This is a genomic window from Paraburkholderia hiiakae, from assembly GCF_904848665.1.
GTDB classification, from domain to species: Bacteria; Pseudomonadota; Gammaproteobacteria; order Burkholderiales; family Burkholderiaceae; genus Paraburkholderia; species Paraburkholderia hiiakae.
The window spans coordinates 301,695-324,846 of the sequence record NZ_CAJHCQ010000003.1; the positions used below are offsets into that span (position 1 = coordinate 301,695).

Consider the following 23,152-nt stretch of genomic DNA (forward strand, 5'->3'; position numbering starts at 1 on the left):
AGTCGACTTCAGTCGCGCGCCGTAGGCGATGCGCCGTGGCTCAGCCAGTCGAGCACGGCCGATGCGTCGTCGTCGGCATGCTCGCGTGCCTTTTCGACGGCGTTGCCCAGGTCCGCATCGGGCGAAGCGCGGCGAATCGCGACGCCCACCGCGAGGATGTCGATCATCAGCAGGTGCAGAATGCGCGAGATCATCGAAAGCTGCGACTCGCGCATCTCGATGTGATCGGTTTCGAGCGCCACGGTCGCGCGCTTGGCGAGCGGCGTGTTGCTCGACGTGATGGCGATCACCTTCGCGCCCGCTTGCATCGCTACGTCGAGCACGCGCAGCAGTTCTGGCGCGCGGCCCGACTTCGAGATGGCCACGATTACGTCGCCCTTGCCGAGCAGCGCGGCGGAAGCGGCCTGCATGTACAGGTCGCCATAGGCGATGGTCGGAATACCGAAGCGGAAGAACTTGTAGTGTGCGTCCTGTGCGACGATGTGCGAGTTGCCGAGGCCATAGAATTCGATGCGGCGCGCGCTATTGAGCAGCGTGATCGCATTCTCGACTTGCTCGAAGTTCAGGTGTTCGCGCAATTGCAGGATGGCCGAGACGGTGTTGTCGAGCACCTTCGCGCCGAAGTCGGTCGCAGTGTCGCCCAGATGCACCTGGCTGTGGCTCACCGGAATCGTGCCGGTCAGACCCGTGGCGAGCTTGAGCTTGAAGTCCGAGAGGCCCTGGCAGCCAAGCGAGCGGCAGAACCGGATGACCGTGGGCTGGCTCACGTCGGCCTTGCGCGCGATATCGACGATCGGATCGTTGATGATCGAGCGCGGATGGTTGAGCGCGAGGTCGGCCACGCGGCGCTCGGCGGGGGTGAGCGCGTCGCGCATCTGGCGAATGCGTTCGAACACGGCCGACGATCCGCCGCCCGCGCGATTCGAAAGTTGCTCCGCGAGAATGGCCGAAACGCCGAGGAACGCCGGATACTCCGCCGTGATGACGTAGGTGGGCACGTTCGCGAGATAGGCGTCGAAACGGCCTTTGGACTCGAAGCGCTGGCGGAACGACGAGCGCGTGAACAGATCGCCCAGGCGCGGCACCACGCCACCGCCAATATAGATGCCGCCGAGCGAACCGAGCGTCATCGCGATGTTGCCCGCGAAGCTGCCGAGAATGCCGCAGAAGCATTCGACGGTTTCGAGCGCGAGCGCCTCGCCATCGTGCGCACGCTGCACGATTTCGGCCGGGTTGATATCCGCGGGCACTTTCTTCTTGTCGCGTGCGGCGAGCGCGCGGTAGATGAGCTCGACGCCGGGCCCCGCGCACACGCGCTCGAACGACACATGCGGCCACTTCTTGCGCGCGAACTGCAGCACGATGTCTTCGCGCTCGTCCTGCGGCGAGAAGCTTGCGTGGCCGCCTTCGCTGCCGAGCGCGATCCAGCGGTCGTCGGCGGGAATGAGACCCGAGACGCCCAGACCCGTGCCCGGACCGAGCAGGCCGATCACGCTGTTCTGGCGGCGCTGGCCGCCGCCCACCTGTACGCGCTGCGCGTCGGTCAAGCCGGGCAGCGCCATGGCGAGAGCGGTGAAATCGTTGACGACCAGCAGCGTGTCGAAGCCAAGCGCGCGGCGCGTCGCTTCGATCGAGAAGGTCCAGTCGTGATTGGTCATGCGCACCTGGTCGCCGTCGACCGGATTCGCAATGGCGATGGCCGCATGATTCACGCGGCCGATCTTGTTGTCCTTCAGGTATTGCTGGATCACTTCCGCCACGCCGGGATACTGCGCGCACGGATACACGCGCACCTGGCCGATCTCGCCCGGACCCGTTTCCAGCGCGAAGCGCGCGTTGGTTCCGCCGATGTCGGCGAGCAGCCTCGGACCGTCGGCGTGCTGGCCTGCGCCAGGGGCGTTTTTATTAGGCGCACCAGTAGACATCGAGTCTCACTCCCTTGTCGTTCGCCAGCTTCGAGATGGCGTTGTTTTGTTCGGCCGCGGCGGCCTGTTGCAGCACTTCGAGCTTGCGCTGTCCCGCGATCAGCAGGAACAGCCGATCGACCTGGCGCAGCGCCTGCATCGACCACGAAACGCGCGCGTGCGGCGCGGCCTGCGGATGCACGGCCACGAACGGGCGCGGCGTGGTGATCGCTTCGTGCCATTCGGGGGCATCGGCGAAAATCGAGGCCGTGTGGCCGTCTTCGCCCATGCCGAGCACGGCGACGCTCGGAAGCTTGCGGGCCGGGTCGGCGTTGAGCGCGGCGACGTGTGCGTCGAGATCCTGCGCCACATCGACGAGCGGCAGGAAGTGCGCGCTGGCCGCTTCGTGCGTGAGCAGCGTCTCGCGCGCGAGGCGCGCGTTGCTCGCGGAGTCGGTGTCGGGCACCCAGCGGTCGTCGACGAGCGTGACATCGATGTGCGCCCAGTCGAAACGGTGCGTCGAAAGGTTCTCGAGGAAGGGGCGCGGGCTCGTGCCGCCGGAGACGGCAAGCGTTGCGCGGCGCGCGGTAGTACCGGGCGCCGCTTGCTGAGCGGCGAGCGACGCATGTAGCGCGTCGCCCACGGCTCGCGCCAGCGCGTCGGATTGGACGCGCGGGTCGTCGAATACGTGAAGCTCGATCACTTCTCCTCCATGCTGCTTTTTTGTAGGCCTACAGGGTCGTTCATCTGTCCGGTCCGGCTTCGCGCTGACTGTGCGCGAAGCCATGCAATCCCATCAGTTCTCTTCTTCGAGCCAGCAAGTGCCGTGCTGCGCGAGCATCGCACTCGCCGCCGCCGGCCCCCACGTACCGGCCGCGTACGGTTTGGGTGCACGCGGCGAAGCGGCCCACTCGTTCAGGATCGGTTCGACCCACGTCCACGCCGCTTCCTGCTCGTCGCGGCGCACGAAGAGTGCGAGGCGTCCGTTGATCACGTCGAGCAGCAGGCGCTGGTAGGCCTCCATCTGCCCTTCGCGGAAGAACTGGTCGAACGCGAGATCCAGATGCACGCTCGCGAGATTCATGCCTTCGCCGGGCTGCTTCGCGAGGCAGTAGAGCCGGATGTTCTCGTTCGGCTGCAGGCGGATCACGAGGCGGTTCGCACCTGGGCGCAGCGCCGGGGCGCCGAGCGCCGAATGCGGCACCGGGCGGAAGTTCACGACGATCTCGGCCACGCGGTCGGCAAGCCGCTTGCCGGTGCGCAGGAAGAAGGGCACGCCCGCCCAGCGCCAGTTCTCGATCTCCACCTTGAGCGCCACGAAGGTCTCGGTGTGACTCTCGGGCTTCACGCCATGCTCGGTCGCATAGCCCGGCACCGACTGGCCGCGGATCACGCCCGCGTGATACTGCCCGCGCACCGCGACCTTGCTGATGTCGAGCGGGTTGATCGGCTTGAGCGCGCGCAGCACGCGAAGCTTCTCGTCGCGCACCGAATCCGAGTCCATCGAATGCGGCGGTTCCATGGCGACGATCGAGAGCAGCTGCAACAGGTGATTTTGCACCATGTCGCGCAGCGCGCCAGTGTTGTCATAAAAATCGCCGCGCGCCTCGACGCCCAGTTCTTCGGCAATCGTGATCTGGATGCTCTCGACCCACTCGCGACGCCACAGCGGCTCGAAGAGCGCGTTGCCGAAACGCAGCGCGAGCAGGTTCTGCACCGGCTCCTTGCCGAGGTAGTGGTCGATCCGGTAGATCTGGCCTTCGGCGAAGATCTCGCCCACGGCGTCGTTGATCGCATTCGACGACTTGAGGTCGTAGCCAAGCGGCTTTTCCAGCACGATGCGCGAGTTCTCGTTCAGACCGACGGCGGCGAGCGCGCGGCAGATCGGCACGAACAGCGACGGGCCCGTAGCCAGATAGAACACACGAATGCCGGGCAACGACGCAATGCCGTCGCGCAAATGAGTGAAGTCTTCGGCGCGCGAGAGGTCGAGCTTCACATAGACGATGCGCTCGAGGAAGCTGGCCCACGCGTTGTCGTCGAAGCCGCCGTTCTTCGTCACATGCGGCTTGACGTGCTCGTCGACCCACTGAATGTACGCTACGCGATCTTCTTCGTGGCGCGCGACGCCCACGATCTTGCCCGACTCCGCGAGCATGCCTGAACGGTGCGCTTCATACAGGGCTGGGAGAATCTTGCGCATCGACAGGTCGCCGGTGGCGCCGAAGAGCACGAACGTGAAACCTGATTCGATCTGGGTTTGCATGAGTCTCAATCAGAGTCCTGGGCGGCCGCAGCAGGTTACATCGGGTGCCCATCGATGTGGGCGATCGGGCGGCCGTAGTCCGATAAAATTTTTTTTGACACTGAATTGTAGTTTAACTACAATCCAAATCAAGAGGTAACGTTCATTCGATGAAAAAAGCGTGAAACGCAGCCAGCAAGGCGGTTTGCGCGGTTTCGCGAGCGGACGGAATGCCCCCTCATGTTAACGGAGAACAACGCGGGACTCAGCCCGGCTTGCCAGTGAGTCGTGCGCCCGGTTCCCCATCGTGCGGGGGCTTCAAGGCCGCGTGACGCAAGCGGCGCCTCGGCCGGCCAGTTGGCCGGTGAAAATCAAAAGAGGAGACAGTCAAGTTGCATTCAGATCCACTCATCTCTTGAGCGTCCTGCGGCCGGTAACCGGCACGCGGCCCGCGCGCATCTAATGAAAAGCACGCGCGCGGCACTCCGGCGCCCGTCCGTCCAGTGTTTTGCCTGTTTTGCCTGTTTGACCAACCACCGCACCCTGGCGATCAGGGGCCAATCGTTTTTTGTTCAGGTGTCTGGAGGAGATAAGCAATGAAATTCCGCGCGATCATGGGCGCCCTGTGCGCAGCAGGTCTGTTGGGTGGCGTCGCCACGGCGCAAGCGGCCGAGTCTCTTGAAGTGCTGCACTGGTGGACCTCGGGCGGCGAGTCGAAGGCCGTTGGCGTGCTCAAGGACGACATGACGAAGCAGGGTTATGTGTGGAAGGACTTCGCGGTCGCCGGTGGCGCGGGCGCGGCGGCCATGACCGCACTGAAGACCCAGGTGATCTCGGGCAATGCGCCTTCGGCTGCCCAGATCAAGGGTCCGCTGATTCAGGAATGGGCCGAGCAAGGCGTGCTGGTGCCGATCGACTCCGTCGCAGGCGACTGGAAGGCCAACCTTCCGCCGCAGATCGACAAGATCATCCACGCAGACGGTCACTACGTCGCCGCACCGTTCTCGGTGCACCGCGTGAACTGGGTGTGGATCAACAAGGCAGCGCTCGACAAGGTGGGCGGCAAGGCGCCGACGACGTGGCCGGAATTCTTCGCGCTGGCTGACAAGTTCAAGGCCGCAGGCATCCAGCCGGTCGCAGCCGGCGGTCAGCCGTGGCAAGACCTGACGCTGTGGGAAGACGTGGTCCTTTCGCAGGGCGCGGACTTCTACAAGAAGGCGCTCGTCGACCTCGACCAGAAGACCCTCACGTCGCAGCAGATGGTCGGCGTGTTCGACACGGTCCGCAAGATCGAGTCGTACATGGATAACGGCCGCACGGGCCGCGACTGGAACCTCGCCACGGCCATGGTCATCAACGGCAAGGCCGGTATGCAGTTCATGGGCGACTGGGCGAAGGGCGAGTTCGCGAACGCGAACAAGCAACCGGGTACGGATTACGTCTGTGCAGCAGTGCCGGGCACCGCGAAGGCCTACACTTTTAACGTCGACTCGTTCGTGTTCTTCCAGCAGAAGGGCCAGAAGGCGGCAACGGCTGGTCAGCTCGCACTCGCGAAGACGATCATGAGCCCGGAATTCCAGGAGCAGTTCAGCCTGTACAAGGGTTCGATCCCGGTGCGTCTGGGTGTCGACATGAGCAAGTTCGACGACTGCGCCAAGAAGTCGTACGCGGATGAGCAGACCGCGATCAAGGCCGGTGGCTATGTGCCGTCGCTCGCGCACGGCATGGCTCAGCCGGACGCCGCTGCCGGTGCGATCACCGACGTCGTGACGAAGTTCATGAACTCGAACCAGGATTCGAAGAGCGCGGTGGAAGCGCTCGCGAAGGCTGCGAAGACGAAGTGATCGACGTAAGTTAGTGATGTAAGACGGGGTGCGCCACACTTGGCGCACCCCGGGCATGACGGTTCACCCTCTGAACCCCATCATCGTGCGAAAGCTGTTTTCGCACCGTACCAGGAGTTGCGCAGTGACTGCTTCTCTTAGCGGCAACGGCAAGGCGGCCACGCCTGCTACCCGCCGCGCGTCGCCCATGGCGGCGCTCGCAGACCGCTGGATCCCGAAGCTGGTGCTTTCGCCCAGCATCCTGATCAGCCTCTTTTTCGTCTACGGCTTCATTCTTGTTACCGGCTATTTGTCGCTCTCGACCTCGCGACTGATGCCTCGCTATGAATTCGCGGGACTCGACCGCTATCGCGAGCTGTTCTCCAACGACGTCTGGTGGACGTCGGCGCAGAACCTCGGGTGGTTCGGCATCCCGTTCATCGCGATTTGCGTGGCGCTCGGGCTGTTCCTCGCGATCCTGCTCGACCAGCAGATTCGTCAGGAAGGGGCGCTGCGCGCCGTGTTCCTTTATCCGATGGCGCTTTCGTACATCGTCACGGGCACGGCCTGGCAGTGGATTTTCAATCCGGATCTCGGCATTCAGCAAGTGATGCACAGCATCGGCTGGACGAGCTTCCAGCTCGACTGGCTGAACAATCCGGACCGCGCGATTTTCTGTATCGTGGTCGCCGCTGTGTGGCAGTCCACGGGCTTTTGCATGGCGCTATTCCTGGCAGGCCTGCGCGGTGTCGACAGCGAAATCTTCAAGGCCGCTCAGGTAGACGGCGCGACGCTGCCCACGATCTACCGCAAGATCGTGATTCCGAGCATGCGTCCGGTGTTCTTCTCCGTGCTGCTGATCCTGTGCCACATCACGATCAAGACGTTCGACCTCGTCGTCGCGCTCACCGCGGGCGGCCCGGGTACGTCGTCGTCGCTGCCGGCCATCTTCATGTACACGTTTTCGTTCAACCGCGGGCAGCTCGGCGTCGGCGCAGCTTCGTCGATGATGATGCTTGCGACGGTGGTGGCCGTGCTCGTGCCGCTCATGTATCTGGAATCGAGGAGCACGCGCAATGCAGCCTAAGATGACTGTGAGCCGCGTGGTCGTGTACGCGGCGCTGATCCTGTTCGCGCTGTACTTCCTGTTCCCGCTCTACGTGATGCTGTCGACGTCGTTCAAGTCGCTCGACCAGATTCACTCGGGCACCATGCTCTCGCTGCCCACGAGCCCGACCTTCGCGCCGTGGATCAAGGCGTGGAGCGAAGCGTGTACCGGCGTGCGCTGTGACGGCATGCAGCCGTTCTTCATGAACTCCGTGAAGATGGTGATTCCGGCCGTGCTGATCTCGTCGATCATCGGCGCGTTCAACGGTTACGTGCTCACGCACTGGCGCTTTCGCGGCGCGGACGCGCTCTTCACGATGCTGCTGGTGGGCTGCTTCATCCCGTTCCAGGCCATCCTGCTGCCGATGGCGCGTTTCGAGGGCTTTCTCGGCCTTTCGAACACGATCGGCGGTCTGGTGCTGGTCCACGTCGTGTACGGCATTGCGTTCACGACGATGTTCTTCCGCAACTTCTACGTGAGCGTGCCCGCTGAACTCGTGAAGGCCGCGCGCATCGACGGCGCCGGCTTCTTCATGATCTTCACGCGCATCATGATGCCGATCTCGCTGCCCATCTTCATGGTGTGCCTGATCTGGCAATTCACGCAGATCTGGAATGACTTCCTGTTCGGTATCGTGTTCTCGGGCGTCGATTCGATGCCGATCACGGTGGCGCTGAACAATCTCGTGAACACGTCCACGGGCGTGAAGGAATACAACGTCGACATGGCCGGCGCGATCATCGCCGCGCTGCCCACGCTGCTCGTCTACGTAATCGCCGGCCGCTACTTCGTGCGCGGTCTCACGGCGGGCGCGGTGAAGGGCTAACCCCCGCATTCGATTAAAGGATTCATAGCATGGCAAGCCTTTCCATTCGCGACGTCTACAAGACCTACCCGAACGGGGTCCCCGTCCTCAAGGGCGTGAACATCGACATCGAAGACGGCCAGTTCCTGATTCTGGTCGGCGGCTCGGGTTGCGGTAAGTCGACGCTGCTCAACATGATTGCGGGTCTCGAAACCGTGACCAAGGGCGAGATCTCCATCGACGGCAAGGTGGTGAACAACCTCTCGCCGAAGGATCGCGACATTGCGATGGTGTTCCAGTCGTACGCGCTCTATCCGTCGATGACGGTGCGCGAGAACATCTCGTTCGGCCTGAATATCCGCAAGGTGCCGAAGAACCAGCAGACGGAAATCGTCGGCCGCGTGTCGAAGCTGCTGCAGATCGAGCACCTGCTCGACCGCAAGCCGGGCCAGCTCTCGGGCGGCCAGCGCCAGCGCGTGGCCATGGGCCGTGCGCTTGCGCGCGATCCGGTGATGTTCCTGTTCGACGAGCCGCTCTCGAACCTCGATGCAAAGCTGCGTATCGAAATGCGCTCGGAAATCAAGCTGCTGCATCAGCGCGTGGGCACGACCATCGTCTACGTGACGCACGACCAGATCGAAGCGATGACGCTCGGCGACCGCATCGCGGTCATGAAGGACGGCATCGTGCAGCAGTTCGGCGCACCGCAGGAGATTTACGACTCGCCGTCGAACCTCTTCGTGGCGGGCTTCATTGGCGCGCCGCCCATGAACTTCATCAACGGCAAGCTGGTCGAGCAGGGCTCGGGTATTGGCATCGAACTGGACACGGGTGTGGCGCGCAATGTGCTGAACCTGCCGTTCGAAGCGAACAAACTGCGCGGCCAGATCGGCCAGGAAGTGGTGCTGGGCCTGCGCCCGGAGCGCATCACCGACGCGCGGAGTTCGCACGACGGCCATGGCCACGAACTGCAGCGCCATTCGGTGAAGGTCGACGTGATCGAGCCGACCGGTCCGGACACGCTCGTGTTCGCGCAGGTCAACGGCAAGCGCATCGTGAGCCGCGTGCACCCGGGCGCGAACCCACAGCCGCTCAACAACATGGATCTGCTGTTCGACGTTTCGAAGGCCGTGCTGTTCGATCCGAAGACGGAAGAGCGCCTCGCCTGATCTTCGTTCGCCCGGTGTGCCGGGCGCGATAAAAAACCCCGTTGGCTGCGTAACCAGCAACGGGGTTTTTTCATATCGACACGCCGATGATGGGTTCGGTCATGGCACGTGATGATGATGCTGTCCGTGCCCGACCGGATGCGGCTGTAACAGCACGAGCACCGCACCCGCGCCACCGTCGTGCGGCCGCGCCTGGCAGAACGCGATCACTTCTTCTTTCTGCACGAGCCACGCGCGCACCTTGCCCTTGAGCACCGGCTCCTTGCCGACGGAGCCGAGGCCCTTGCCGTGGATCACGCGCACGCAGCGCAGCCCGCGCTTGCCCGCTTCGCGGATGAAATTTTGCAGTGCCTCGCGCGCTTCTTCGCGGCGCATGCCGTGCAGGTCTAGCTGCGCCTGCACGATCCACGTGCCGCGCCGCAGCTTCTTGACGACTTCCTCGGTCACGCCGGGGCGGTGGTAGTACAGCGAGTCGTCGGTGTCGAGAAGTGCTTCCGGGTCGAATTCGTCGGAGATCGCTTCGTGCAGCACGGCCTGCTCGTCGAGGCGCGTTTGCAGCGGCAGCGGCACGGGGGCTTCGCGACGCGGCTGCGCGCGCGTCGGCTGCTTGAGCGGCGCGACCTGGCCGATCTCGCGGCGAAAGAGGTCGCTGTCGACGGCGGCTTCGACGCGCGCCGCTTGCGCAGCCACGCGTTCGCGCTCACGCTGGCGGGTTTGCACCTTGAGGGCGTCGCGCAGGCTGCCGAGGCCGGCGAAGCCAGAAGCCGTCTTGCCGGGCGCGGCTTCGTCTGTCGCGGGAAGAGGCGTGGGCGCCGGAGCTGGGCGCGCGGAGGCGGGGCGCTTGGGCTCGCCCGGATGGGGCACGTTCTTGGGCATGGCGAAAGACGCTGGGTAAATCTGTTGGGTAAATCATGGGCGGCGCACGAACCGCCGCAAAAGCAAAGGGCCGCCGGCTGGCTGCCCGCGGCCCTCGTTGCCGGCGCGCCGCCGGGCTTTAGACCGCCATTTTAGCGGCGCGGCGCCCCGCGTATTTGCGGTCGCCCGATCGAAGGCCAGGGCGGCACAGCTCGCTGGCTTCAGCGATCGGCTTCGGCGCTCATCACATGCGCCTGGCCCAGCTCGTTCACGGTCTCGAGGTAGCGCTGCGCGTCGAGTGCGGCCATACAGCCCGTGCCCGCGCTCGTGATCGCCTGGCGGTAGACGTGATCCTGCACGTCGCCGGCCGCGAACACGCCCGGCACGCTCGTGCCGGTGGCGTTGCCGTTCAGGCCGCCGTTCGTGATGATGTAGCCGTTCTTCATCTCCAGTTGGCCTTCGAAGATGTCCGTGTTCGGCTTGTGGCCGATCGCGACGAACAGACCCTGCAGATCGAGGTCGGTGGTCTCGCCCGTCTTTACGTTCTTGACGCGCAGGCCGTTGACGCCGCCTTCGTTGCCCTTCACTTCATCGAGCACGTGATCCCATTTGATCTCGACCACGCCTTCCTTCTCCTTTTCCAGCAGGCGGTCGATCAGGATCGGCTCGGCGCGGAACTTGTCGCGGCGGTGAATGACCGTGACCTTCTTCGCGATGCCGGACAGGTACAGCGCCTCTTCGACGGCCGTGTTGCCGCCGCCGACCACGGCGACGTGCTGATTGCGGTAGAAGAAGCCGTCGCAGGTCGCGCAGGCCGAGACGCCGCGGCCCATATACAGTTCTTCGCTCGGCAGGCCGAGGTACTGCGCCGACGCGCCGGTCGCGATGACGAGCGAGTCACAGGTGTACTCGCCCGAGTCGCCGATCAGGCGGATGGGCTTTTCGTTCAGCTTGGCCGTATGGATGTGATCGAACACGATTTCCGTGTTGAAGCGCTCGGCGTGCTCGAGGAAACGCTGCATCAGCTCGGGGCCTTGCACGCCGTTCGGGTCTGCGGGCCAGTTTTCGACGTCGGTCGTCGTCATGAGCTGGCCGCCCTGGGCCAGGCCGGTGACGAGTAGCGGTGAAAGGTTCGCGCGCGCCGCGTAGACGGCAGCCGTGTAGCCGGCGGGGCCGGAACCGAGAATCAGGACTTTGGCGTGTTTGGTTGCAGACATGATCGAATTCCGTAGAAAGACGCTGCGTGGCGCGAAATTTGGGGCGGCGGGCCTGGGCGCGCCCGGCTAGGGGCGCCCGGCGTTGCGGCGGGGCTCACGCATGTAGTTGGGCATCAGCGCGCAATTATAAAGGCGGGGGAAGATGGCCGCTCGATGAAGCTTGCTGATCGCGGCGATAGGCTGGGTCTTGCGGCGGCGCGGACAGGGCGGAACGGCAGGCCGGGCGCCGCCCGAACACCGTTGTCAGTTACCGTCATTTACAGCGAGGGGCCGCCGGGGCCGAAACAACGCGTTTACAATAGGCCGGATCGGACGACGGCGGCCGCGCCCGTCTGCCCGGGGTTTCGGGCATACGGAAGAACTGGCGGACCGCAAACGCATCAAGAATCAGCCCAGGATTCAATGGCCAAAGCTCCCTTTTCCGCGCAGGCGCAGGCATTGCCTCACCGCATGTCGCGCCTTTTCACCGAAATTCGCTGGATCCTGCAGGTCGCGCTAGGCGTGTTCCTGCTGATGGCGCTTATCAGCTACAGCCGCCACGACCCGAGCTGGACGCACGCGGCCCAGGTCGACCACATCTCGAACTGGGCGGGGCGCGTAGGCGCGCGCGTCTCGGACATCCTGCTGCTTCTGTTCGGGCTTTCCGCCTACTGGTGGATCGTGCTGCTCGGGCGCCTCATCTCGGCGAACTACCAGCGCATCACCCGCAACGAGGCGATTACCGACGATGACGACGACAAACCGCGCGACATCAGCTGGGTCGCCGAAGCCTTGTCGTTCGTGCTCGTCATGCTGTCGAGCTGCGGCATCGAAGCGCTGCGCATGTGGTCGCTCAAGGTGCAACTGCCTCAGGCGCCCGGCGGCGTGGTGGGCGGGGCGGTTGCGCGCGGAATTTCGCACGCACTCGGCTTCACGGGAGGCACGCTCGCGCTTTTGCTCGGGCTTGCGATCGGTCTTTCGCTCTATTTCCGCTTCTCGTGGCTTTCGGTTGCCGAAAAAGTCGGCGAATACATCATCAACGCCGTGACCATGGCCAAACTGCGCCGCGAGGCGGGCCGCGACCGCAAGCTCGGCGAAGCGGCGGCCGTGAAGCGCGAGGGCAAGGTCGAGCGCGGCCGCGTGAAGATCGAGGAGCACGAGCCGGTCACGATCGTGCCGCCAGTGGTCACGCCGCAGCGCTCCGAGCGCGTGGAAAAAGAGCGCCAGGTGCCGCTCTTCACGGACCTGCCGGGCGATTCCACGCTGCCGGCGATCTCGCTGCTCGACCCGGCCTCGGCCACCCAGGAAACCGTCTCCGACGACACGCTCGAATTCACCTCGCGCTTGATCGAGAAGAAGCTCAAGGACTTTGGCGTGGACGTGGCCGTGGTGGCCGCATATCCGGGACCGGTTGTCACGCGCTACGAGATCGAGCCGGCCACGGGCGTGAAGGGCAGCCAGATCGTGAACCTCGCGAAGGACCTTGCACGTTCGCTCTCGCTCGTCTCGATCCGCGTGGTGGAAACGATTCCGGGCAAGAATTTCATGGCGCTGGAACTGCCGAACCAGCGCCGCCAGACCGTGCGCCTTTCCGAGATTCTCGGCTCGGCGGTTTATTCGGACGCGCCTTCGGCGCTCACCATGGGCCTTGGCAAGGACATCGGCGGCAAGCCGGTTTGCGCCGATCTCGCGAAGATGCCCCACCTGCTCGTGGCTGGCACGACCGGCTCGGGCAAGTCGGTGGGGATCAACGCGATGATCCTCTCGCTGCTGTACAAGGCGAGCGCCGAGCAGGTCCGCATGATCCTGATCGACCCGAAGATGCTCGAAATGAGCGTCTACGAGGGCATTCCGCATCTGCTCTGCCCGGTCGTGACCGACATGCGCCAGGCCGGCAACGCGCTGAACTGGACCGTGGCCGAGATGGAGCGCCGCTACAAGCTCATGAGCAAGCTGGGTGTGCGCAATCTCGCGGGCTACAACAACAAGATCGAAGAGGCGAACAAGCGCGAGGAGAAGATCCCGAACCCGTTCAGCCTCACGCCGGACGATCCGGAGCCGTGCCAGAAGCTGCCGCATATCGTGGTCGTGATTGACGAACTCGCCGACCTCATGATGGTGGTCGGCAAGAAGGTCGAAGAGCTGATCGCGCGTATCGCGCAAAAGGCGCGCGCGGCGGGTATTCACCTGATTCTCGCTACGCAGCGGCCTTCGGTGGACGTCATTACGGGCCTCATCAAGGCCAACGTGCCCACGCGTATGGCGTTTCAGGTGTCCTCGAAGATCGACTCGCGCACGATTCTCGACCAGATGGGCGCCGAGTCGCTGCTCGGCATGGGCGACATGCTCTACCTGCCGCCGGGCTCGGGCCTGCCCGTGCGTGTGCACGGCGCTTTCGTCGCCGACGACGAGGTGCACCGCGTCGTCGAGAAGCTCAAGGAGCAGGGCGAGCCGAACTATATCGAGGGCATTCTCGAAGGCGGAGTGGGAGGCGAGGGCGACGAGGGCACGGCTGCGGGAACCAGCGGCACCGGCGACGAGTCCGATCCGCTGTACGATCAGGCCGTCGAAGTGGTCATCAAGAATCGCCGTGCGTCGATTTCGCTCGTGCAGCGGCACTTGCGCATTGGCTACAACCGGGCGGCGCGGCTGCTCGAACAGATGGAGCAGTCCGGGCTCGTTTCGGCGATGTCGTCCAGTGGCAACCGCGAGATCCTCGTGCCCAACCGCGGCGACGCCGAATAGGCCGCGCCTGGCCGCCGGTCTGGCGGCCTCTCTGGCCTTGTGCGGCAATCCGGCGGCCAAAGACATACCTCTTGGAGAACGATAGATGCAGTATCCGGCTGGACTTCCGACCCGCTTTGCGCGCACCGCGCGCCGCGCGCTTTTCCTCGCGGCTTTTGCCACACTTGGCGCGTCGGTCCTGATGGTGTCGCAGGCATATGCGAGCGGCACCGATCAACTGAAACAGTTCGTCTCGCAGGTCCATTCCGCGCGCGGCAACTTCGTGCAGCGCGAACTGAAGGCGCCGTCGGGTGCGAAGAACGCCAGCGACGCCATTGCCACGGCCACGCTGAACGCCAAGACCTCGAGCGGCACATTCGTGTTCGCGCGTCCTGGCAAGTTCATCTGGTCGTACGAGAAGCCGTATCAACAGTTGCTGCAATCGGACGGCGACAATCTCTACGTCTACGACAAGGACCTGAACCAGGTGACCGAGCGCAAGCTTGGCGGCGCGCTCGGCGCGAGCCCGGCGGCGATCCTGTTCGGTAGCAACGATCTCGACAAGAACTTCACGCTCTCGGATGCGGGCGTGAAGAACGGCATCGACTGGCTGGAGCTGATTCCGAAGTCGAAGGACACCCAGTTCAAGAGCGTGGGCATCGGCTTTCGCGACGGCAACCTCGAAGCCATGGAACTGCACGACGTGTTCGGCAACGTGACGCTGCTCACGTTCTCCAACATCGAAAAGAACCCGTCACTGCCGGCTTCGACCTTCAAGTTCGTGCGGCCTCAGGGCGCCGATCTGATCACGGGCGGCTCGAACTAACGCGCCTCACGCTTCGCGCCACGTGAAAACGGGCGGCTCCTTGCGGGCCGCCCGTTTTTGTTTGTGTCCGCCAGCCAATCAGGCGGCGAACCGGATCACCCCGTCCGCGGCGGTCGTGCGCGTGACCTTGCCTGCGAGCCACAGCAGGTTCAGGTGCGCGAGCGCTTCGCCCATTGCGAAAGTCATCTGGTGGATGTCGAGCTCGCGCTTGAACATCATCGGCACGATGTCGGCGGCGCTTTGCGGCACTCGCTCGCACGCTTCCATCACTTCGGCAAGACGCGCGTCATGGTGTGCCCGCAGCTGCGCGATACGCGTGCGCACACCCCGGAACGGCTTGCCGTGCGAGGGCAGCACGAGTGTGTTCTCCGGCAGCGTTTCGTAGCGGCCGAGCGATTCCAGGTACAGGCCGAGCGGATTGCCTTCCGGCTCCATGTCGAACACGGAGACATTGGTCGAGATGCGCGGCAGCACCATGTCGCCGGAGATCAGCACGCCGGTTTCCTCGCAAAACAGCGCGCAATGCTCGGGCGAATGGCCGTAGCCCGTGATGACGCGCCAGTCGCGCCCGCCGATCGTCACCGTATCGGCTTCGCGCAGGCGACGGTACTGCGTGGGCAGCGTCGGGACGAGGCTGCCGTAATAGCCGCGGCGGTTGCGCAGCTTGTCGAGCGACGCTTCGTCCGTGAGGCCGTGGCGCGCGAAATGACGCGCCGCGCCGTCGCCGCCCGCGTTCGAGCCGTCGCCGGCGGCCATCACGCGTGCCTGCATGTATTCGCCGAGCGTGGTCCACAGGCGCACGTCCCAGCGTGCTTTGTCGCCGCCTGCGCAGATCCAGTGAGCGAGGCCGATATGGTCGGGATGGCAGTGCGTGACGAGCACGCGCAGCACCGGCAGCCCTTCCAGTTGGTTCTCGAACACAGCTTCCCAGCGGGCCTTGATGGTGTCATTGGTGATGCCGCAGTCCACCACGGTCCAGCCTTGCTGGCCGTCGATCTCGTCGCGCAGCAGCCAGAGGTTGATGTGGTCGAGCGCGAACGGCAGCGGCATGCGCAGCCATTTCACGCCCGGCGCGACATCGAAGGCGAGGCCGGGCTCCGGCAGGGTGTCGGCGTAGGGATAGTCGAGCTGGTGTTCGAGGGCGTTCATTGGGGGTGTCTTCTCCTGTCGACCAGAGTTAGCGCTTCAGCGCTTACTCTGGTCCCATGCAAGGCGGTCGGCCGGAGTGAGTGCTTCAGCGCTTACTCCGGTCCCATGCGAGGCGGTCGGCTGGAGTTAGTCCTTTACCACTGACTCCGGCCCCATGCAAAGCTTGTCTCATGCATCGTCGTCGCCGGTTGCGCAATCGCGTACTTGACGATAACGTAAACGTCGATTCTATCGTCCCTTGCGCTGTCGTGCAGACAACAGCCGGACCAGCCGCCTTCCGCACATCATGACGACCCAGTACACGATTACCGAACTTGCCCGGGAATTCGACGTAACGCCGCGCGCGATCCGCTTCTACGAAGACCAGGGCCTCCTTGCGCCGAGCCGCGAAGGCGCGGGGGGCTTGAAGCGCGTCTTTTCGGGGCGCGATCGCACGCGACTCAAGCTGACGCTGCGTGGCAAGCGGCTCGGCTTCACGCTTTCGGAGATCCGCACGCTGCTCGACCTCTACGAATCGCCGACCGACACGCTCCCGCAGCTCCAGGCGTTCCTCGACACGGTGATGCACCACCGCGAGATACTCGAGCGCCAGCGAGCGGACCTCGACGCGACGCTCGAAGACCTCGCTCAGTACGAGACGCAGGCGCGCGCGCTGCTCGAGCGCAATGCGGCGCACGAGAGCGCGGCGCACGAAAGCGACGCCCCCGCGAAAACCTGACTCTCTCGCTTGCGAAACGGGCATGGCCGCCATGAAACACTTCCCGAAACTGCTCTCTTCGCAGATCGGCTTCGATGTCGCGCAAACCATGCTCGACGGCTTCAACCGTCACTACCACAACTTCTGCGACGCGGCCGTGAGGGCGCGGACGTTCTTCGAAGCCGCTGACTGGCGCGCGCTGCAGCAGCTCGCGCGCGAGCGCATCGCTTCCTATGACGATTGCGTGAAGGAGTGCGTGGTCGCGCTCGAAGACGAATACGGCGCCGAGAGCATCGACGACGAAGTCTGGCAGCAGATCAAACTGCACTACATTGGTCTGCTCACGACGCACCGGCAGCCCGAATGCGCGGAGACGTTCTTCAATTCCGTGTGCTGCAAGATCCTGCACCGCTCGTACTTCAACAACGATTTCATCTTCGTGCGGCCCGCCATCTCGACGGAATACATCGAGAACGACGAACCGGCCGCGAAGCCCACCTACCGTGCGTACTATCCGGGCAAGGACGGCCTCGCGGCGACGCTCGAGCGCATCGTCACGAACTTCCAGCTGGAGACGCCGTTCGAAGACCTCGGGCGCGACGTCGAGTGCATCGTGCAGGCGATGCTCGACACCTTCGGCGTGGTCGAGCCCAAGCCGAACTTCCAGATTCACGTGCTTTCGTCGCTGTTTTTCCGGCATAAAGGCGCGTATATCGTCGGGCGTATCATCAACGGCGATCTGCTTGCGCCGTTCGTCGTGCCGGTGCGTCATGTGGAGGAGGGCAAGCTCGCGTTGGACACCGTGCTGCTGCGCCTTGAACAACTGCTCATCCTCTTCAGCTTTTCGCACTCGTATTTTCTGGTGGACATGGAAGTGCCGTCGGCCTATGTGGAGTTTCTGCGCACCATCATGCCGCGCAAGGCCAAGGGCGAGATCTACACGTCGATCGGGTTGCAGAAGCAGGGCAAGAACCTGTTCTATCGCGACTTGCTGCACCACCTCTCGCATTCGAGCGACCCGTTCATCATCGCGCCCGGCATACGCGGCATGGTGATGATCGTGTTCACGCTGCCCTCGTATCCGTACGTGTTCAAGGTCATCAAGGACAGCTTTCCCGCGCCGAAGGAGACCACACGCGAGCAGGTGGTGCAGAAGTATCAGCTCGTGAAGCGTCATGACCGCCTCGGGCGGCTTGCCGACACGCTCGAATATTCAAGCGTTGCGCTGCCCATTGCGCGGCTCGACGAAGCGCTCGTGCGCGAACTGGAAACGCTTGCGCCGTCGATGATCGAGTACGAGGGCGACAACCTCGTGATCCGCCATGTCTACATCGAGCGGCGCATGGTGCCGCTCAATCTCTATCTGCAGAACGGCAGCGACGCCGAAGTCGAACACGGCATTCGCGAATACGGCAATGCGATTAAAGACCTGCTGCGCGCGAATATCTTCCCGGGCGACATGCTCTATAAGAATTTCGGCGTGACGCGCAACGGCCGCGTGGTGTTCTACGACTACGACGAGATCGAATATCTCACCGATTGCAACGTGCGCGCCGTGCCAGCGCCGCGTAATGAGGAAGACGAACTATCGGGCGAGCCATGGTACCCGGTCGGCCCGCGCGACATCTTTCCGCAGACGTACGGCACCTTCCTGCTCGGCGATCCGCGCGTGAAGCGCGCATTTCTCGCGCATCACGCGGACTTCTTCGAGCCCGCGCTCTGGCAGGAGAGCCGCGCGAGGCTCATCGCGGGCGAGGTGCCTGACTGTTTTCCCTACGACGCATCGATACGCTTCAGCGTGCGTTACCCCGAACGTTTCGCGCGTGAAGATGCGCCGGCTGTGCGCGTCGCTTGAGCGCGCAGCGAACAGGTCGAACGGATTCAAGCCGGATTCAAACGGATTCATCAAGGAGCAGAAACATGAGTGAGACGCAAAAGCAGGACGCCATCGTGATCGTTTCGGCGGCGCGCACACCGATGGCGGGTTTTCAGGGCGATTTCGCGTCGCTCACCGCGCCGCAGCTTGGCGCGGCAGCGATCGCGGCGGCCGTCGAGCGCGCCGGTTTGAAGCCCGAACAGGTCGACGAGGTTGTGATGGGCTGCGTGCTGCCCGCAGGGCAGGGCCAGGCGCCCGCGCGCCAGGCGGCGCTCGGCGCGGGGCTCCCGCTTGCCGCGGGTGCGACGACCGTCAACAAGATGTGCGGCTCGGGCATGCGCGCGGCGATGTTCGCGCATGACATGCTGCTGGCGGGCTCGGCCGACGTGATCGTCGCGGGCGGCATGGAGAGCATGTCGAACGCACCTTACCTGTTGCCGAAGGCGCGCGCCGGCATGCGCATGGGCCACGGCCAGGTGCTCGACCACATGTTCCTCGACGGCCTCGAAGACGCCTATGACAAGGGCCGCCTGATGGGCACGTTCGCGGAAGAATGCGCGGGCGAGTTCGACTTTTCGCGCGAGCGCCAGGACGCGTTCGCGATCGAGTCGCTCAATCGCGCGAAACGTGCGAACGAGGACGGTTCGTTCGCGTGGGAGATCGCGCCGGTGAAGGTGGCCTCGCGCGCGGGTGAGACGACCATCGATCGCGACGAGCAGCCGTTCAAGGCCAACCTCGACAAGATCCCGACGCTCAAGCCCGCGTTCAGCAAGACGGGCACGGTGACGGCGGCGAACTCGTCGTCGATCTCGGACGGCGCAGCGGCGCTCGTGATGATGCGCGAATCGACCGCGAAGCAACTCGGCCTCACGCCGCTCGCACGCGTGACTGGCCATTCCACCTTCGCGCAAGCGCCCGCGAAGTTCACGACCGCCCCGGTGGGCGCGATCAAGAAGCTGTTCGAGAAGACCGGCTGGAACGCGAGCGACGTCGATCTCTACGAGATCAACGAGGCCTTTGCCGTGGTCACGATGGCCGCGATGAAGGAGCACGATCTGCCGCACGAGAAGGTCAACGTGAACGGCGGTGCGTGTGCGCTCGGTCACCCGATCGGCGCTTCGGGCGCGCGCATTCTCGTAACGCTGATCGGCGCGTTGCGCGCGCGCGGCGGCAAACGCGGCGTGGCGACGCTGTGCATCGGCGGCGGAGAAGCCACGGCGATGGGTATCGAACTGCTGTAGGCTAGCGCCAGAAGAAGCGCGCCGCGTTTGAAGCGAGGAGGGCGGCGCGCTGCAGCGATTTCAATACACGGACAGACGAGGTGGCGAGATGAAAACAGCGTTGATCGTGGGCGCGTCGCGGGGTCTGGGTCTCGAGTTCGCTCGGCAGTATGCGAAGGCCGGCTGGCGCGTGCTGGCCACGGCGCGCGGGCCCGAAGCGCTCGAAGCCTTGCGCGCAATCGGAGCGCAGACCTTCCAGCTTGACATCGCGAGGCCCGAGGAAATCGCCGCGTTCGGCGAGCGGCTCGACGGCGAGCGGCTCGACGTGGCGCTCGTCGTCTCGGGCGTTTATGGCCCGCGCACCGAAGGCGTCGAAACCATCACGGCCGAAGACTTCGAATACGTGATGAACACCAATGTGCGCGGCCCGATGCAACTGATCCCGCTCCTGCTGCCGCTCGTCGACGAAGCCCACGGTGTGCTCGGCGTGCTGTCGAGCCGCATGGGCAGCATTGCGGAGACCACGGGCACGACGGGCTGGCTCTATCGCGCGAGCAAGGCCGCGCTCAACGACGTGCTGAAGATCACCTCGCTGCAAACGCGCCGCGCCACCTGCGTCGCGCTTCATCCGGGCTGGGTGCGCACCGACATGGGCGGCGCGCACGCGGCGATCGACCCGGTCGTGAGCGTCGCCGGCATGCGCGAGGTGGTGGCCGAAGCAGCTGCTGCGCGCGACGTCTTCAATGGCCGCTTCTTCCAGTACGACGGCACGGAGCTCGACTGGTAAGGCGCCGCTCGTCTGCGCTACGCTTGCGGGCTCTCGCAACGGAAGCCCTGACTCATGAACGCTGAAACCGCGCGCGGTACCCGGTCAACTAGCCGGCCCGCCGATTGTCCCTGCGGCGGCGCCGCGCCGAACCAGAAGTCGGGAGCCAAGGCGCCGCGCTACGCACAGTGCTGTGGCCGCTTCATCGACGACGCGGCAGTGCCCGCCACGGCGCTTGAATTGATGCGCTCGCGCTATACGGCGTATGTATTGGGCGACGAGGCGTATTTGCGCTCGACGTGGGCGCCAGAGACGACCCCCGCCGATCTCGATGTGGACCCCGCGGCCGTTGGCGCGCCGCGCTGGCTCGGACTTGCCATCAAGCACCACGAACAACGCGACGACACGCACGCGATCGTCGAATTCGTCGCGCGCTACAAAACGGGCGGCCGCGCGTTCCGGCTGCATGAAACGAGCCGCTTCACGCGCGGCGAAGACGGCCGCTGGCGTTATGTTGACGGTGACGTTTCGTCAGGCTAACGAATAACTGACTGCCGACGATATTTGCCGCTGCGAGTCCCCGCAGTGGTTCGCCGTCATGGCGCCGGAAATAATGCCTTTGCAAACAAGCGCTTACTGAATAATCGCGCGGCTGTTGTCCGCGCGCGACGCTCGCCTCCCGGACCCTTTTTAAAAACTCTCGCATTCGCTACTTACCGAAAGCCGCGTGTGCGCCATGCCTCATAGGGTCGCGCGCGGTTGGCATGCCTTATGCCGGGTTACCCCTGAATTGCACAACAAATATTTGTCGTGCGAGTATCTAATCACGGTGCCCTGCGCGATACGTAAGTGCATAGTGAAAAAGCTTTTTTCACATACGCATGTGTCGACTGCAAATGGGTGCTGGCGGCGGGTCTGATCGACGATAGAACTGCGCCGCGCAGGTGTTCTGATCGATGCAATCCCACGTGACGGGTTACACGCCCGCTCCTGGCCTCGCGGCCAGGCGCAACGGTGTCTCGTTGTGCCCTGAAAGGGCCGAACCGCGGGTAATGATCGGACGGTTGTCGGAATCACAGCAGCAGGTCTTTTGCAGGTGGTGTAGCGCATGGCGTTCAGGAAGCTCCTTACCGGATGGGTCGTAGCCGGCACCGCGTGTGTGCTTTCGGTTGCTCACGCAGCGTCGCTTTCCGATCCGGCAAGTGCGGGCGCGAACCCGCAACTCGCCGCCACTACCCCCGCAACGCATTCCGCCAACGCGACTCAAGCAAACCTCGCAGGCGGTCCCCTCGGCAGCGCCAACGTGCCGCGCATTGCGCTCGACGACGCGTATCTGCCCGTCGTGCCCGCCACCATGAACGAGCAGGTGATCCGCGTTCCCGTGGACGCATCCGGCGACGTCACGCTCGAGACCACGGTGTACCTCCCGAATGGCCCCGGGCCGTTCCCGATGGTGATCTTCAACCACGGCAAGATTCCCGGCGACCCGCACCTCCAGGCGCGTAGCGACCCGCTTTCGTTCGCACGCGAATTCGTGCGCCGCGGCTATGTCGTCGTCGCGCCGAACCGCCAGGGCTTCGCGGATTCGGGCGGCTCGTATCAGCAGGACGGTTGTGACGTCGCGAGCAACGGCCTCGGCCAGGCGGCCGATGTCGCTTCGACCATCGCATACATGTCGAAGCAACCCTATGTCGACGCAAGCCAGATCATCGTCGCGGGCACCTCGCACGGGGGCCTCGCCACCATGGCCTATGGCACCGAGGCGGCGAGCGGCGTGCGGGCGCTCATCAACTTCTCGGGCGGTCTGCGCCAGGACGCCTGCACGGGCTGGCAGAACAACCTGACCCAGGCGTTCGGCGACTACGGCGGCAAGGCCCGCGTGGCCTCGCTCTGGCTCTACGGCGACAACGACTCGGTCTGGTCGCCCGATCTCGTCACGAAGATGTTCGCCGCTTACCGCGACGCGCAAACGGGTGAGGACCACCCGGCCGCGACGGCGAAGCTCGTGGACTTCGGCGCGTACAAGAACGATGCGCATCGCCTCGTGGGCGATCGCGACGGCGTGAAGATCTGGTGGCCCACGGTCGAGGCGTTCCTTGCGAACCGTGGCCTGCCGACGGCGGTGCAGTACCGCGTGGCCACGCCGAGCGCGCCCCGCGGCACCGGCTTCGCGCAGATCGACTCGGTCGGCGCGGTGCCTTTCGTCGATCAGGCCGGCCGCGACGGGTATCGCAACTTCCTCAAGCAGTATCCGAGCCGCGCATTCGCGGTGTCGGACTCCGGCGCATGGTCGTGGGCTGAAGGCGGCGACAATCCGATGTCCGTGGCGATCTCGAACTGCGAAAAGCACAGCTCCGATCCGTGCCGTCTCTACGCCGTGAACAACACGGTGGTCTGGAACAACGGCGGCACGCAGACCGCCCAGACCGACGACAGCGACACGACGCGCGCCACGGCGGACAACGACAACGCGGACGAGAGCGACCACGCGCTGGCGAGCCGCTGAACGTTGGCATCCGGCTGCTGCCGGGCTCGAATTCCCTATCACTGCAGCACTGCGCGGCCCCAAAGCGGGCCGCTTTGCTTTTCATTTCCCCCCGCATTTTCTCGCACGCACCCCATTGCGTCGCGCCTTATCGTCTGACTTTCACGCGCCTGTGCTCTTGCCACGCCTCGCCAAAAATATCCGCCGCGCGGTCCCACGTTCTGCAATTTCGCCCCGGCGCGCAGATTTTTTTGCATAAGCCGGGTTCACTTTGCCGTCGTCATCTCCGCGCATTTCTGGTCTT

The 23,152-nt window shown here is 64.4% G+C and carries 18 protein-coding genes; 12 read left to right on the forward strand and 6 right to left on the reverse strand.

The genetic code is table 11. The annotated features are described in order from the left end of the window. Positions 1-8: 8 nt before the first annotated feature. From JMY28_RS08490 to zwf, 3 genes are all read right to left on the reverse strand, one after another. A complete protein-coding gene (locus JMY28_RS08490; RefSeq protein WP_201695456.1) occupies positions 9-1,925 on the reverse strand; it encodes a bifunctional transcriptional regulator/glucokinase in 1,917 nt (638 codons plus the stop codon). Further along, positions 1,906-2,607, reverse strand: coding sequence for a 6-phosphogluconolactonase (gene pgl, locus JMY28_RS08495; protein WP_201695457.1), 702 nt, complete (start codon positions 2,605-2,607; stop codon positions 1,906-1,908). The genes JMY28_RS08490 and pgl overlap by 20 nt, the downstream gene beginning before the upstream one ends. A 93-nt stretch (positions 2,608-2,700) precedes the next feature. Next, a complete protein-coding gene (zwf, locus tag JMY28_RS08500; protein ID WP_201695458.1) occupies positions 2,701-4,170 on the reverse strand; it encodes a glucose-6-phosphate dehydrogenase in 1,470 nt (489 codons plus the stop codon). A gap of 575 nt (positions 4,171-4,745) precedes the next feature. Between zwf and JMY28_RS08505 the strand changes: the two genes are divergently transcribed. From JMY28_RS08505 to JMY28_RS08520, 4 genes are all read left to right on the forward strand, one after another. Beyond that, positions 4,746-5,993 carry an ABC transporter substrate-binding protein gene (locus JMY28_RS08505; RefSeq protein ID WP_201695459.1) on the forward strand — a complete coding sequence of 416 codons (1,248 nt, stop codon included), beginning with the start codon at positions 4,746-4,748 and terminating at the stop codon, positions 5,991-5,993. Between the two features lie 124 nt (positions 5,994-6,117). After that, positions 6,118-7,059, forward strand: a complete 942-nt coding sequence (locus JMY28_RS08510) for a carbohydrate ABC transporter permease (RefSeq protein ID WP_201695460.1) — start codon at positions 6,118-6,120, stop codon at positions 7,057-7,059. Continuing rightward, a complete protein-coding gene (locus JMY28_RS08515; RefSeq protein WP_201695461.1) occupies positions 7,049-7,906 on the forward strand; it encodes a carbohydrate ABC transporter permease in 858 nt (285 codons plus the stop codon). The genes JMY28_RS08510 and JMY28_RS08515 overlap by 11 nt, the downstream gene beginning before the upstream one ends. A 29-nt stretch (positions 7,907-7,935) precedes the next feature. After that, positions 7,936-9,054, forward strand: a complete 1,119-nt coding sequence (locus JMY28_RS08520) for an ABC transporter ATP-binding protein (RefSeq protein WP_201695462.1) — start codon at positions 7,936-7,938, stop codon at positions 9,052-9,054. A gap of 99 nt (positions 9,055-9,153) precedes the next feature. Here the strand turns inward: JMY28_RS08520 and JMY28_RS08525 are convergent, their stop codons facing one another. Both JMY28_RS08525 and trxB read right to left on the reverse strand, forming a co-directional pair. Next, positions 9,154-9,930: a Smr/MutS family protein gene (locus JMY28_RS08525; RefSeq protein ID WP_201695463.1), complete on the reverse strand. Its 777-nt coding sequence runs from the start codon at positions 9,928-9,930 to the stop codon at positions 9,154-9,156. A gap of 200 nt (positions 9,931-10,130) precedes the next feature. Further along, positions 10,131-11,126 carry a thioredoxin-disulfide reductase gene (gene trxB / locus JMY28_RS08530; RefSeq protein ID WP_201695464.1) on the reverse strand — a complete coding sequence of 332 codons (996 nt, stop codon included), beginning with the start codon at positions 11,124-11,126 and terminating at the stop codon, positions 10,131-10,133. A gap of 402 nt (positions 11,127-11,528) precedes the next feature. Between trxB and JMY28_RS08535 the strand changes: the two genes are divergently transcribed. Then, positions 11,529-13,850 carry a DNA translocase FtsK gene (locus tag JMY28_RS08535; RefSeq protein ID WP_201695465.1) on the forward strand — a complete coding sequence of 774 codons (2,322 nt, stop codon included), beginning with the start codon at positions 11,529-11,531 and terminating at the stop codon, positions 13,848-13,850. An 85-nt stretch (positions 13,851-13,935) separates the two neighbouring features. After that, the gene (lolA, locus tag JMY28_RS08540; protein WP_201695466.1) at positions 13,936-14,655 is read left to right on the forward strand and encodes an outer membrane lipoprotein chaperone LolA; all 720 of its coding nucleotides are present in this window, start codon (positions 13,936-13,938) and stop codon (positions 14,653-14,655) included. A 78-nt stretch (positions 14,656-14,733) separates the two neighbouring features. Here lolA and JMY28_RS08545 read toward each other — a convergent pair whose 3' ends face one another. Beyond that, on the reverse strand, positions 14,734-15,804 hold the full coding sequence (locus JMY28_RS08545; RefSeq protein WP_201695467.1) for an MBL fold metallo-hydrolase: 1,071 nt from the start codon (positions 15,802-15,804) through the stop codon (positions 14,734-14,736). Between the two features lie 286 nt (positions 15,805-16,090). Here JMY28_RS08545 and JMY28_RS08550 point away from each other — a divergent pair, with 286 nt between their 5' ends. From JMY28_RS08550 to JMY28_RS08575, 6 genes are all read left to right on the forward strand, one after another. Further along, positions 16,091-16,522, forward strand: coding sequence for a MerR family transcriptional regulator (locus JMY28_RS08550; RefSeq protein ID WP_201695468.1), 432 nt, complete (start codon positions 16,091-16,093; stop codon positions 16,520-16,522). 31 nt (positions 16,523-16,553) lie between these two features. Continuing rightward, a complete protein-coding gene (gene aceK, locus JMY28_RS08555; RefSeq protein ID WP_201695611.1) occupies positions 16,554-18,356 on the forward strand; it encodes a bifunctional isocitrate dehydrogenase kinase/phosphatase in 1,803 nt (600 codons plus the stop codon). A 65-nt stretch (positions 18,357-18,421) separates the two neighbouring features. Then, a complete protein-coding gene (locus tag JMY28_RS08560) occupies positions 18,422-19,618 on the forward strand; it encodes an acetyl-CoA C-acetyltransferase (protein ID WP_201695469.1) in 1,197 nt (398 codons plus the stop codon). Between the two features lie 88 nt (positions 19,619-19,706). Further along, positions 19,707-20,384, forward strand: coding sequence for an SDR family oxidoreductase (locus JMY28_RS08565; RefSeq protein ID WP_201695470.1), 678 nt, complete (start codon positions 19,707-19,709; stop codon positions 20,382-20,384). Between the two features lie 54 nt (positions 20,385-20,438). Then, positions 20,439-20,903 (forward strand): YchJ family protein, encoded by a 465-nt coding sequence (locus JMY28_RS08570; protein WP_201695471.1) that lies wholly within the window; start codon positions 20,439-20,441, stop codon positions 20,901-20,903. Positions 20,904-21,471: 568 nt separating this feature from the next. Next, positions 21,472-22,869 carry a dienelactone hydrolase family protein gene (locus tag JMY28_RS08575; protein ID WP_201695472.1) on the forward strand — a complete coding sequence of 466 codons (1,398 nt, stop codon included), beginning with the start codon at positions 21,472-21,474 and terminating at the stop codon, positions 22,867-22,869. The last annotated feature ends 283 nt before the right edge of the window (positions 22,870-23,152 follow it).

Coding starts and splice junctions, on each gene's coding strand:
- JMY28_RS08520 (WP_201695462.1), top strand. CDS start 7,936: ATGGCAAGCCTTTCCATTCGCGACGTCTACAAGACCTACCCGAACGGG.
- JMY28_RS08505 (WP_201695459.1), top strand. CDS start 4,746: ATGAAATTCCGCGCGATCATGGGCGCCCTGTGCGCAGCAGGTCTGTTG.
- aceK (WP_201695611.1), top strand. CDS start 16,554: ATGAAACACTTCCCGAAACTGCTCTCTTCGCAGATCGGCTTCGATGTC.
- JMY28_RS08570 (WP_201695471.1), top strand. CDS start 20,439: ATGAACGCTGAAACCGCGCGCGGTACCCGGTCAACTAGCCGGCCCGCC.
- JMY28_RS08550 (WP_201695468.1), top strand. CDS start 16,091: ATGACGACCCAGTACACGATTACCGAACTTGCCCGGGAATTCGACGTA.
- JMY28_RS08490 (WP_201695456.1), bottom strand. CDS start 1,925: ATGTCTACTGGTGCGCCTAATAAAAACGCCCCTGGCGCAGGCCAGCAC.
- JMY28_RS08560 (WP_201695469.1), top strand. CDS start 18,422: ATGAGTGAGACGCAAAAGCAGGACGCCATCGTGATCGTTTCGGCGGCG.
- zwf (WP_201695458.1), bottom strand. CDS start 4,170: ATGCAAACCCAGATCGAATCAGGTTTCACGTTCGTGCTCTTCGGCGCC.
- JMY28_RS08565 (WP_201695470.1), top strand. CDS start 19,707: ATGAAAACAGCGTTGATCGTGGGCGCGTCGCGGGGTCTGGGTCTCGAG.
- JMY28_RS08525 (WP_201695463.1), bottom strand. CDS start 9,930: ATGCCCAAGAACGTGCCCCATCCGGGCGAGCCCAAGCGCCCCGCCTCC.
- trxB (WP_201695464.1), bottom strand. CDS start 11,126: ATGTCTGCAACCAAACACGCCAAAGTCCTGATTCTCGGTTCCGGCCCC.
- JMY28_RS08515 (WP_201695461.1), top strand. CDS start 7,049: ATGCAGCCTAAGATGACTGTGAGCCGCGTGGTCGTGTACGCGGCGCTG.
- JMY28_RS08535 (WP_201695465.1), top strand. CDS start 11,529: ATGGCCAAAGCTCCCTTTTCCGCGCAGGCGCAGGCATTGCCTCACCGC.
- JMY28_RS08545 (WP_201695467.1), bottom strand. CDS start 15,804: ATGAACGCCCTCGAACACCAGCTCGACTATCCCTACGCCGACACCCTG.
- JMY28_RS08575 (WP_201695472.1), top strand. CDS start 21,472: ATGGCGTTCAGGAAGCTCCTTACCGGATGGGTCGTAGCCGGCACCGCG.
- lolA (WP_201695466.1), top strand. CDS start 13,936: ATGCAGTATCCGGCTGGACTTCCGACCCGCTTTGCGCGCACCGCGCGC.